Annotated in this window: 9 protein-coding genes and 3 pseudogenes; 10 read left to right on the forward strand and 2 right to left on the reverse strand. The window is 68.3% G+C overall.

Annotation, left to right across the window (positions count from 1 at the left end):
* Positions 1-40: 40 nt before the first annotated feature.
* The 7 genes and pseudogenes from DX923_RS12845 to DX923_RS12875 form a co-directional block, all read left to right on the forward strand.
* Complete coding sequence (locus DX923_RS12845) at positions 41-1,687, forward strand: FAD-dependent oxidoreductase (RefSeq protein WP_116115501.1); 1,647 nt, start codon at positions 41-43, stop codon at positions 1,685-1,687.
* A 46-nt stretch (positions 1,688-1,733) separates the two neighbouring features.
* Positions 1,734-1,883, forward strand: a pseudogene (locus tag DX923_RS16805) (transposase); the annotation flags it as partial.
* Between the two features lie 525 nt (positions 1,884-2,408).
* The gene (locus DX923_RS17190) at positions 2,409-2,666 is read left to right on the forward strand and encodes an AMP-binding protein (RefSeq protein WP_430732305.1); all 258 of its coding nucleotides are present in this window, start codon (positions 2,409-2,411) and stop codon (positions 2,664-2,666) included.
* Positions 2,624-3,241, forward strand: coding sequence for an enolase C-terminal domain-like protein (locus DX923_RS12860; protein WP_162872965.1), 618 nt, complete (start codon positions 2,624-2,626; stop codon positions 3,239-3,241). Before DX923_RS17190 ends, DX923_RS12860 begins: the two co-directional genes overlap by 43 nt.
* 17 nt (positions 3,242-3,258) lie before the next feature.
* Positions 3,259-5,124 (forward strand): alpha/beta hydrolase family protein, encoded by a 1,866-nt coding sequence (locus tag DX923_RS12865; RefSeq protein ID WP_116115510.1) that lies wholly within the window; start codon positions 3,259-3,261, stop codon positions 5,122-5,124.
* 52 nt (positions 5,125-5,176) lie between these two features.
* The gene (locus tag DX923_RS12870; RefSeq protein WP_116115512.1) at positions 5,177-6,004 is read left to right on the forward strand and encodes a GNAT family N-acetyltransferase; all 828 of its coding nucleotides are present in this window, start codon (positions 5,177-5,179) and stop codon (positions 6,002-6,004) included.
* A gap of 85 nt (positions 6,005-6,089) precedes the next feature.
* Positions 6,090-6,383, forward strand: a pseudogene (locus tag DX923_RS12875) (hypothetical protein); the annotation flags it as partial.
* Here the strand turns inward: DX923_RS12875 and DX923_RS16810 are convergent.
* A pseudogene (locus tag DX923_RS16810) lies at positions 6,379-7,033 on the reverse strand (IS5 family transposase); the annotation flags it as partial. The pseudogenes DX923_RS12875 and DX923_RS16810 overlap by 5 nt on opposite strands.
* A 179-nt stretch (positions 7,034-7,212) precedes the next feature.
* The gene (locus DX923_RS12890; protein ID WP_116115516.1) at positions 7,213-8,466 is read right to left on the reverse strand and encodes an N-acetylglucosamine-6-phosphate deacetylase; all 1,254 of its coding nucleotides are present in this window, start codon (positions 8,464-8,466) and stop codon (positions 7,213-7,215) included.
* 242 nt (positions 8,467-8,708) lie between these two features.
* Here DX923_RS12890 and DX923_RS12895 point away from each other — a divergent pair, with 242 nt between their 5' ends.
* The 3 genes from DX923_RS12895 to DX923_RS12905 all read left to right on the forward strand — a co-directional run bounded on the left by DX923_RS12895 (position 8,709) and on the right by DX923_RS12905 (position 11,906).
* A complete protein-coding gene (locus DX923_RS12895; RefSeq protein WP_116115518.1) occupies positions 8,709-9,644 on the forward strand; it encodes a 3'-5' exonuclease in 936 nt (311 codons plus the stop codon).
* Positions 9,645-9,742: 98 nt separating this feature from the next.
* Positions 9,743-10,741 carry an alpha/beta hydrolase gene (locus DX923_RS12900; RefSeq protein ID WP_205413046.1) on the forward strand — a complete coding sequence of 333 codons (999 nt, stop codon included), beginning with the start codon at positions 9,743-9,745 and terminating at the stop codon, positions 10,739-10,741.
* A 70-nt stretch (positions 10,742-10,811) separates the two neighbouring features.
* The gene (locus DX923_RS12905) at positions 10,812-11,906 is read left to right on the forward strand and encodes a tocopherol cyclase family protein (protein ID WP_116115520.1); all 1,095 of its coding nucleotides are present in this window, start codon (positions 10,812-10,814) and stop codon (positions 11,904-11,906) included.
* Position 11,907: the final 1 nt, after the last annotated feature.

Consider the following 11,907-nt stretch of genomic DNA (forward strand, 5'->3'; position numbering starts at 1 on the left):
CCCGCCCCAGCCGTCCGCACCACAGGAAGAGAACCTGACCATGAAGGTCGTCATCGTCGGCGGAGTCGCCGGCGGCATGTCCACCGCGACTCGGCTGCGACGCCGCGACGAACACGCCGAGATCATCGTCCTCGAACGTGGCGAGCACGTCTCCTTCGCCAACTGCGGGCTGCCCTACTACGTCGGCGGCGTCATCGAAGACCGTCAGGCACTGCTCCTCCAGACCCCGCAGAGCCTCGCTGCACGTTTCCGCATCGACGTCCGCGTCCGGCACGAAGTCACCCGCATCGATCGTCCGAACAAGACGGTCCACCTCCGCGACCTGCGCACCGGAGAAGAAACCACCGAGACCTACGACTCGCTCGTCCTCTCCCCCGGCGCGTCACCTTTCGTCCCCGACTTCCCCGGGGCCGAACAGGCGCTACGACTCCGCGACATCGCCGATGTCGACCGGATGGTCGCAGCGGTCATCGGCCGTCCCCGCAGCGCGCTGGTCATGGGAGCCGGCTTCATCGGCCTGGAAATGGCCGAAAATCTCGTCGAACGCGGCATCACGGTCACCCTCGTCGAAATGGCCGACCAAGTCCTCGCCCCGCTCGACCCGGAGATGGCCGTCCTCGTCCATCGGCGGCTCACCGAACGTGGAGTCGACGTACGTCTGGGCAGCCGGGTCACCGCCTTCTCCGACGGAACAGCCACGCTCTCCACCGGTGAGAACATCCCGGCCGACCTGTTGATCGCCGCGATCGGCGTCCGCGCCGACTCCGCCCTCGCGGTCGAGGCCGGGCTCGAGGTCAACGAACGCGGGGGGATCGTGGTGAACGACCACCAGCGCACCAGCGACCCCCACATCTACGCAGTGGGCGACGCCGCGCAGAAACAGGACTTCGTCGACGGCAGCGCAGCCATGGTGCCGCTGGCCCAGACCGCCAACCGGCACGGTCGACTCGTCGCCGATGTCATCACCGGCCGGGAGACCCACGCCGCAGGCGTGCTCGGCACCGCCATCGTCGGCGTCTTCGGCTTGCAGGTCGCCACGACCGGATGGAACGAGAAACGCTTGCGGGCAGCCGGGCGGCCGATCCGCGTGATCCACACCCACCCGGCCGACCACGCCGGGTACTACCCCGGGGCCCAAGGCATGAGCCTGAAATTGTTGATCGACGCCGAGAACGACGCGGTCCTCGGCGCCCAGGGCGTCGGCGCGGCAGGGGTCGACAAACGCATCGACGTCATCGCCACCGCGATACGCGGCGGCCTGAGAGCCAGCGATCTGGCCGACCTCGAACTGGCCTATGCTCCGCAGTTCGGCTCGGCGAAAGACCCGGTGAACATGCTCGGTTTCGTGGCCGACAACCTGGCCACCGGCATGACCGATACGGTGCAATGGCACGAGCTCGAAGCAGCGGTGTCTGCGGGCGCCCAGGTGATCGACGTGCGTACCCAGCCCGAACACGACGCCGGAGCCATCCCCGATGCGCTACTCATCCCGGTCGACGAACTGCGGGAACGCCTCGACGAGATCCCCGAGGGCGAACTCATCGTCCACTGCGCCGTGGGTCTCCGCGGACACATCGCGGTGCAGATCCTGGCCCAGCACGGCCGAAAGGCCCGCAATCTCGACGGCGGCTACCGCACCTGGCAGGCCGGCCAGGAGACCTTCTCCTCGCGAAGCTCCCACAGCTAGGGCGTGTCTCCTAATAGGTGGGTCAGGTGTGCGGCAGTCTGGGGCGGTGGCGGTTTCGGAGTCTCGGTGTCAGGTGTTTAGTGATGAGGAGTGGGCGCGGGTTGAGCCTCTGTTGCCTTCGAATGTGGGTCGGCGTGGGCGCCCGTTCGGTGAGAACCGTCGGGTGGTCGAGGGGATCGTGTACCGGGGGGCCACGCCGACGCGACGTCGTCGAGGCGCTGGTTCATGCCCTAGAACCACGCTTGGACGACCGCGGTGAGTCCTTCTCGCGCAGGAGTTCCTCGGGTCGATGAGCCGCCCCGAAGTGCACAATCCGACTTATGGGGCAAGCTGGTACGCGTCTCCACACAGTGGGGGTCGCTGCGCTGTGTCAAAGACGACAAAACAAGGGGCGTTTATGAGCAAAGACTCGGGGTTTGTGACGCGAAGCCGGCGATGCCGTGCCAACGCCACCGAAGGCCCGCAGCATCACCTAGTCATCGCCGCCGGACGCCGGGGTGCCCAGCGTCTTGACGGCGTGCTCGCGGCGGCCAAGGAGGAGAACGCGTGATTCCCAAGGCCGTGCAGTCGAAGCCGGGCCCCAACAGGATGAGCCAGCAGACCACTACTCAGCGCACCCCTCGCCATGACGCTCGCTGAGGCTCGACCGGTGATCGGGCCAGCCTTTGAGGAGCTGCTCGCCCTCGGAGCCGGTCCCCACTTGGTGACGGCACCAGTCGGCATGCTTACCGCGATCGGGGAGCACGCGAGCGTGAGCCCGGACCGCGTCGCAGTCGTCTCCAAGGGTGTCGGCCTTACCTACGGTGATTTGCGACTGTGGGTCGGCGCTGTCGCCGCGTCGCTGCGCGAAGACCTCCGTGTGCGGCCGGGCGATCGGGTGGGCGTGGCCGCGGACGCGCCACATGGCAGCTCCTGGGCATCCCCCAACCACGCCGCGTGCAGTTGTTGCACACCGTGCCGATCGGTGAGCGACACCTGACCTCACACCGTCCGCTCAAGGTGAAGCTCGGCGGCGACTGCGACGAGCAGGTGCTCAACGACCTGGTGGGTCAGCCGGGTCCAATCCTTCTCGACGTGAACGGCGGCTGGTCGCTGAAGGCATGGCGGCGACTGCGTCCCGTAGTCGAGCGGCTCGCTCCGGCCGTGCTGGAGGACCCTGCCACGGACGACGCCACCATTGCGGAGATCCGCGACGCACTGCCCGGGACGGCGATCGTCCTCGACGAGCCAATCACCGACCACGCCGCCGTGGACCGCGCCATGTCCGTGGCGGGAGGAGCCAACGTCAAGGTGATGCGGATGGGTGGCGTGCTCGAGACGCTGGACGCTCTCGAACGCCTGGCCGCCGCCGGGCACACCCGGATGATCGGCAGCTTCCTAGAGCCACAGCGCTCGGTCGCCTACTCCGCCCAGTTGAGCGCGATGGCGGACTGGACAGACCTCGACGGTCACTTCTGGATTACCGGCGATCCACAGGTCATGTCCTACGAGCTCGACTCGTCGGAGCCGGGCATTCCCTCGATTTCCTACGACACGACGCGAGGCAACTGGTGAGACCAACTAGACAGGTCATGCCGTACGGCACGTGGCCATCGCCGGTGATCCCGGCGGACGTCGCCGCGAGCGAGGCGCTGGTGGAGTGGGTCGACTTCGTGGGACCTCAGGTCTTCTGGGTCGAGGTTTCTCCAGAGGATGACGGGCGGGCGGTGCTTATGCGCGCCGGAGACGATGGGCCCGAGCAGGTGCTTGCACCCGAGTGGAACGTCCGCACCAAGGTCATCGAGTATGGCGGTCGGCCCTGGGCCCCATGCTCGCGCGATGCTGACGACGGGATCGTGTTCTCGCATGGCGCCGACCACCGGGTCTACCGGTGGCAGCCGGGACTCGAGCCGATCGCTCTGTCTCCGACCGCAGAGGAGCCAGACGTATACCGCCACGCGGACTTCCGTGTGGCGGACGGTTTCGTGTGGTGCCTGCGCGAGCAGATGGCTGACGATGCTGGTCAGGTCGTGTACCGCCAGATCGTGCGTATGCCGTTGGACGGCAGTGCCGCGGAGAACAGCTCACTGGTGCAGGTGATGGCTGCAACCCATCACTTTCTCACCGGCCCCAGTCTCAACGCCAACGGGACCAAGGCCGCGTGGATCGGTTGGGATCATCCACATATGCCGTGGGAACAGACGGAGGTGTGGACCAGCGAGGCCGGTGACGAGGGATGGTCGCGCCCGCGGAAGATCGAGGGCCTCATCGAGGAGTCCATCACTCAGGTGACGTGGGACGCCACGGACGGCGATGCGCTGCTGCTTCTCAGCGACCGGAGCGGATGGTGGCTCCCGTACGTCACCGACACCTACACCTCGCCCCGCGCTCTCGTCCAGCGGGAGGAAGAGTTCGGGGAGGCGCTCTGGCGCGTCGGTCAGCGGTGGATGGCACCGCTGACCGACGGCCGGATCGCGACGTCGCACGGCACCAGCGGCCGCAACCTTGCGCTGCTAGGCAAGGATGGCCACCTAGCTGAGCTGGCCGTACTCGGCTACACCGAGTGGATTGACATCGCGTCCGACGGAAGCACTGTCGCTGTGATCGCGCACGGCCCCCAGCGTCGGCGAAGCGTGCTCACGATCGACACCAGCACCGGCACAGTCAACGTGGTCCGCCCACCGGTTGAGCGGCACGACGCGTTCGCTAGCACGCCGTACCTGCACGTGGCCCGTCTGGTCGACGGGACGTGTGTGCCCGCTCACGTCTACCCCCCGCACCATCCCGCCGTGGATGGTCCCCCAGGTCCGGCCCCGTATGTGGTGGTGGCTCACGGCGGGCCGAGCAACCGCAGCTCCATGGTGATGAACCAAGAGTTCACGTTCTTCACCAGTCGCGGGATCGGAGTAGTAGACGTGCAATACGGCGGCTCCACGGGCTTCGGACGCGACTACCGCAACCGTCTCACGCACTCGTGGGGCGTGGTGGACGTCAACGACTGCGCGGCGGTGGCGAGGGACTTGATCGACCACGGCGTCATCGATCCCGCGAGAATCGCGATCCGCGGCGGCAGCGCCGGCGGCTGGACAGCGGTGGCGTCGCTAACCACTCATCCTGATCTCTACCGAGCCGCCGGTATCTATTATCCCGTGATCGAACCGGAGTCGTTCCGCAACGGCGGGACCCATGACTTTGAGTCCCACTACCTGGAGTCCCTGGTCGGGGCTTGGCCGGAGGAGGCCGAGCGCTACCGGGAACTGTCGCCAATCCGACGGGCCGAACGCATCTCGGCACCCTTCGTGCTCCTGCAGGGACTGGACGACACTGTCTGCCCGCCTGCCCAGGCACAGCAGTTGCTCGACCGTGTCGACAGCAGCGCGGCACCGTACGACTATCTCACCTTATGCTGGCGAGGGACACGGGTTCCGGCTGGCCGACACGATCGCGCGGTCCCTTGAGGCAGAGCTGCGCTGCTATCGCGGCGCGTTCGAGGCGCGCGGGAGCAGCGCGATGACGGCACCGGCGATCAGGGAGCTCGGCCTGGGAGACCTCCCCGCGTGTCTCGACTTGGCAGAGCAGCGCAGCTGGCTGCGCGAGGAGAAGAAGTGGCGACTGCTCTTCGATCTCGGCTCTGTGTACGGCGCCGAACTCGACGGGACGCTCGTGGGCACCGTCGTGAGCGTCCCGTTCGGAGAGGGAGCCAGCGCCATCAGCATGATGCTCGTTGCCGAGTACCATGAGCGGAAGGGCCTCGGCACGCGACTGATGAAGCACGCCCTCGATCGCATCGAGCCACCGCGGGCTTACCTCGCGGCCACGCCATTCGGCCGACCGCTCTACGAGCGCGTCGGGTACCGACCCGTCGGCGAGGCCACGGTCTTCATGGGTCAGATCGAGGCGGCCCGCGGGGCGTCACAGGCGTCCCGGCCCTTTCGCGCGGACGATATGCCCGGGATCCACGCGTTGGACGCCCAAGCCACTGGGCTCGACCGTCGCATGCTCCTCGACCGGCTGCCGGAGTTCTGTCACCAGTTGCGGGTCGTCGAGGGAATCGACGGGCTGGCCGGCTACGCAGGATCGTGGCGCAACCTCGACCACTCTTTCATCGGTCCCGTCGTGGCCGACAGCACCGATACAGCGATCGCCCTCATAACGGACATCGCGGCCAGCGAGGACACCGCCCGTCTCGAGATCCCCACCCACCACACGAAGTTGCTCGCTTGGGTGCGGGACCAGCGAATGGAGGAGCGCTTCACCACCACGCTGATGGAGTTCGGGCCGGTGCCTGCAGCACACCCCGACCGCGTTGTCGTTCCCATGATGCTGGCCCTGGGATAAGCGGATGCAGACACGACAGTCAAAGCGGATCCATCTGAACACAGCAGGCGCGGGTCTCATGCCCGCCCCGGTCGTCGACGTAATGATGGCCTGCCTCCAGCAAGAGGCACGAGAGGGTGCCTACGAGACCGCGCGCGAGCACGACCAGGGGCGTGTCTACGAGTCGCTCGCAAGACTGCTGGGATCCACCCCCGCCGAGATCGCCCTATTCGACAGCGCTACGCGGGCCTGGGATTGCTACGTCAGCAGGTTGATGCTCCCGGCAGGCTCGCGGATCCTCATCACGCCCTTCGAGTACGCCGGGAGCTACCTGTCCCTACGGGCGATTGCGGACCGGCGTGACGCCGTCATCGAGGTGATCCCGACGACCGACCGCGGCGATGTCGACCTCGACTGGCTCGCGGCACGGCTGGATGACAACGTCGCTGTCGTGTCCGTCCCGCGCCCAGGCGCGGGACACGGACGTCGGCCAGAGCCTCGGCGAGCATGGCGTCGTTGTTACGTTGCCCGCCGGTGACCACGATCGCCAACGGGCGACCCTTGCCATCGACCGCGTGGTGGATCTTGCTGGTCAACCCGCCACGCGATCGACCAATGCCGTGACCTGCAGGTTCACACTCCTCCAGTGGCAGATTCTTGTAATTCGAGGATGCCCCCTGTGTCCTGCTCAGGACGCGTGGTGTTCGTCGCGTGCTGATGGGCACGCGTGATCGTGGCATCCACCGACACCCGCCAATCGAGACCGCCTTCGGCGTCGATCTGCCTCAAGATCTGGGCCAGGACCCGATCCCACGTCCCGTCACCGGCGTACCGCCGGTGACGTTTCCACACCGTCTGTCACGGCCCGAACCACTCAGGCAGATCACGCCAAGGAATCCCCATCCGATACCGATACACGATCCCCTCGACCACCCGACGGTTCTCACCGAACGGGCGCCCACGCCGACCCACATTCGAAGGCAACAGAGGCTCAACCCGCGCCCACTCCTCATCACTAAACACCTGACACCGAGACTCCGAAACCGCCACCGCCCCAGACTGCCGCACACCTGACCCACCTATTAGGAGACACGCCCTAGAACAAGACCCCGCGCCCCGAACGGAGTCGGCACCGTTCGGGCCGGTGCCCCTCACCCGCCCCATGGTGAAGGGCACCGGCGTCTCCGCCTCCGGAGCGGCCCGCCCTCTCGGTCGCGTCCGCCCCTCGGTCATCCCGCGGCGACCGCCACCCCCCGCCGATACACCGCGCGCACCACCAGCGGCACTCCCAGCTCGTCGTACTCGTCCACCACGAGGACATCCGCCCACGCGCCTGGCACCAGACGACCCGCCCCGGACACACCGGCAGCCCGGGCCGGGGTCGACGTCGCCGCCATCACCGCCTCCGGCAGGGAAACCCCTGCCTCGGTGACCGTCCACCGCAGGACATCGATCATCGTCGCCACCCCACCGGCGATCGAATCCCCCTCCACCAGACGCGCGGTCCGACCGTCGACGACCACATCCTGGCCACCGAGGGTGTACCTCCCCGGCGGCATCCCACACGCCGACATCGCATCGGTGATCAAGGCCACCGCCCCGGGGCCGACCACGTCGAAGAGCATCCGCACCGTCCCCGCGTCCAGATGCACGCCGTCACCGATCGCCTCCAGGACGACCTCGCCCTGCGCCGCCGCCGCCAGGCACCCCGCGATCGGCCCAGGGTCGCGATGGTGCAGCGGGCGCATCCCGTTGAACAGGTGCGTCGCCAACGCCTGCCCGCCACGCGCCCCGCCGTCGACCACCCGACCGACCGCGGCCCTCGCCTGTGCCGCCGTACCGTCCGTATGCCCCACCGCGCCGACGATTCCGTGCCTGGCCAGGACCGCAGGCAAACCGTCCGCCCCCGGACGCTCCGGGGCAAAAGTCATCTGCACCAGAGCATCCGGCGCCCCCGCCGACTCCGCCGTCTCCGCCAGACGCTCCACCAGGCGCAGATCGACATCGGTGAGCGCCGCCGGGTTCTGGGCGCCCCGACGAGCGTAGGAAAGGAAGGGCCCCTCCAGATGCACCCCGGCCAGCTCCCCCTGGGCGACCAGAGCCGCGCAGGTCCGCACCCCGGCGTCGAGGACATCGGGGAAATTGGACACCAACGAAGCAACCAAGGTGGTGGAACCGTGAGCGCGATGATGGGCCACCGCGCGACGGCACCCCTCTGGATCGGGGCCGTACTCGCCGCCAGCAGCACCATGATGGTGCAGATCCACCAGACCTGGCAGCAACAGGACGTCCGCGCGCAGACCAGACACCCGGGGCACGGCGGACAAATGAGGAGGCAGCTCAGCGACCGTTCCTGCATAGACGACACGTTCGCCTTCGGCGACGACACAGGCACGAGGGACGCGGCGTCCGTCGTCGAGAAGGGTGCCGTCCAGGCGGAGCAGAGTGGCGGGGCGAAGGATGCTCTCTGGTGTCGGGCTCACCGTGCCATCATCGCCCCGGCCGAGGCCCAGCCGACGCGGGGGTCACAGCTGCCCGTCGTCTGACCAGCAGCCGACCGGACACCGTTGAGGCAGAAGACACCCGGCTGAGGCCCAGCCGACGCTGTTATCTTCCCGCCCAGCAGCCGAGACGATCCGGAACGGCTGCGACCTCCGCAGAGCCGCGGTCACAACCCTTTCCTCAGCTCCACCGACGCGAGTTCCTCGCGAGAAAGGTGACCTCGATGACGCCACTGGCCGGGCTGGCCCTCACTGCAGGAATCACATACTCCGCGCTGCGCCGCGGGCGGATCGGAGACACCCTCCGTCGTGCCAGGAAAGTCCGCACCCGCCGGAAGACATCACCGCACCGCCCGTCCCGCCCCCAGAGTCGGACGCTGCCAGCTCGTTCCAGGGTCGGGTCGGTCTGCTTCCCCCGCGTCCACCGCCCCTTCGCCGAAGCAGGTATGCGCGGAGAAATGTTCGTCTACGCCCACCCCGACGAAGGGAAAACCCACACCGGCCCGTACGCCGTCATCGGGATCAAGACGACCGGACCGTCCCCGTCCGCCGGGGCCCGGATCGTCGAGATCGCCGTGGTCCGGATCGACAACGACGGGCAGATCACCGACGAGTACACGACCCTGGTCAACCCCGGCTCCTCCACGGGAACAGCTTTCGCCCACGGCATCACCGATGACACCGTCGCACAGGCCCCGACCTTCGCTCAGATCGCCGACGACGTCCTCGCCCGGTTGGACGGAGCCGTCGTCGTCGCCCACAACGCCCTGTTCGAGGAAGCCTTCCTCAGCATGGAACTCACCGCAGCCGGATTCACCCGTCCTCGGCTTCCCGCCCTGTGCACCGCATGGCTGTCCCGGCAGGTCCTCGACGTGCCCAACCACCGGCTGGGCACCCTGTCCAGGCAGCTCGCAATTCCTTTCACCGACAGCCACACCGCGCTGGGCGAAGCCCGCACGCTCGCAGCGCTGCTTCCCGCGCTGAAGGCCCGGTTCGACCGTCCGTTGCGCTACCGGTGCGCGCCCTACCGACACCGGGTCCTCCCCCGCCCCGGACATGCCGGGGATATCGCGACGCCCCGGACCGCACAGGCGATCCCACCGGCCTGGACCGTCCACTCGCCCCACGCCTCCGCGCCGATGGCCGACATCACCGGCTGATCCTCCGACCGGCCTGCCGGGCCCGGCAACGAAACCACCCGGCCCGGCAGAGCTCCGCAAGGGCCGCCCAATACGCCTCCAACGGCTACCCTGCGGAGGTGGGGACAGATCCGAGCATGGCCACCGGGCGGTCCGAGCACATGCACGACATGCCCGACGAGGCTCTGCGCGCCTGGGCCTCAGCCGCCGCACAGGGCTGCCCGATGGCAGCCCATCTGGGAGTCGCCAGACTCAGATTGGCGAACAAGAACGCAGCCCGCGCCGTCGGGCCGGGACCGGACATGGCCTCGGTCGAGGACCACGACCTGGGGCAGCATCTCACTGCGCGGATATACCGGCCGCGGCTCGCCCGCCTGCCCGTCCTGGTCTACCTCCACGGAGGCGGTTTCGTCCTCGGCGACCTGGACACCCACGACCGGCTGGCCCGGCGGCTCGCCCAGCATGCCGACGTGACGGTACTGGCGATCGACTATCGGCGCGCACCCGAGTTCCGGGCACCGGCCGCCATCGACGACGCCGTGCGCGCAGTCCGTTGGGCGGACGCCATGTTGGGCCTCGTCGGGGGCGACGACCGCGCCGGAATCGGCATCGCCGGGGATTCCGCAGGCGGTCTCCTGGCAGCGATGACCGCGCTACGTCTACGGGACGATGCCCTGGCCGGGAACGGCGACCCTGCCGGTCACCTCCTGATGATGACCCCGCTGATCGATCTGACGTTGACCTCACCGAGCATCCAGCAGAAAGGACACGGCTGGGGACTCGAACGCGAAGACCTGCAATGGTACGTCGATCAGTGGGTGCCGGAGCGTCTGCACCGGGACAACCCTGCGGTGAATCCGCTGTACGCCTCACTGGCGGGCCTGCCGCACACCTTCGTCATCACTGCGGAGCACGACCCCTTACGGGACGACGGGCTCTGGTTCGCGCAGCGGCTGCGCGCCGGCGGGGTGCCCTGCGAACATCTCCACTACGACAACCTGGTGCACGGTTTCCTGCAGCTGGACCAGGTCTCACCGCAGTGCGCCCATGTCGGAGACGAGGCCTTGCGACGCTACGGGGCATTCCTGCGACAGGCCTTCGACCTCGAAGACAGCTGACCTCCCCCGCTATACGTTTGTCACGGAATCTGATTCGCTGATGCGACTGATCAGGTGAAGGGAGACGACGATGGCACGACCCTGGCACGGGCTGCGCGGCTGCTACCGCAGCACCGGCGCCGACGGACCCTACGGAGACCCCACCGGATCCCACGACGTCGCCATGGAGGGCTACTTCTGGCGGTTCACCACCCCCGCCGGGGCCACCGCGATCGTGCTGGCCGGGATCAATCGGGACACCACCGGACGCCATTGGACGACCCTGGGTGTCGCCGACCACCCCGCCGGACGCCTCGTGGTCACCGCCGTCGACGACGGCCGAGCCGGACGGCACGGTATCGACGCCCGGGCCTGCGGACCGCTACTGACCGCCCCCGACCGGAACGCCCGGTTCACCGGCACCGCCGACCAGGTCCACCTGGACATGCCCGGTGCACACGTCGACGTCCGGGTCCGGGCTCTGCGCCCCTACCCCAGCGGGCCACGTCACCCCTTCGGCGGCTCCAGCCTCTTCCAGATGGTGCCCGGGCTCAACCAGTACTGGCATCCGTGGGCGCTGGGCGGCCGCGCCACCGGCGCGGTGGTCGTCGACGGCAGCGAGATGCTGCTGGAAGACGCCGAGGTCTACGCGGAGAAGAACTGGGGACGAGAAGGCTTCCCGGACTCCTGGTGGTGGGGCCAGTCGCAGGGCTTCGGCGACGGAGCCTGCGTGGCCTTCGCCGGCGGGCAGGTCACGGCAGGCCCCTTATGCACCGAGGTCACTGCGCTGGTCGTCGCGCTCCCCGACGGCCAGGTGCTGCGGCTCGGCAACCCCGTGGTCTCTCCGGTGCGAGCGCAGATCACCGACGAACGGTGGCGGCTGCTGGGCCGCAACCGGACCTGGACGGTGCTGGTCCACGGCGAGGGTTCCCTCGACGACGCCCACGTCCTACCGGTTCCGCTCCCCTCTACACGGCGCAATACACCTGGGGCTGTTGAACATCTGGGGGCGCAGATGTCGGTCTCGGTGTGGCGGCGGGGATGTCGGGTCTGGTCGGGGACGAGCACAGCAGCGGGTCTGGAACACGGTGGACGGCACCGGACCGAGTCCGAGCTACGCCGCCGGGGTGCACCGGCCGGGGTCATCGCCGCTGCGCCCGCGCATCGGTCCGCGGCAACGGTGTGAG

The organism is Austwickia chelonae (genome assembly GCF_003391095.1).
GTDB lineage: Bacteria > Actinomycetota > Actinomycetes > Actinomycetales > Dermatophilaceae > Austwickia > Austwickia chelonae_A.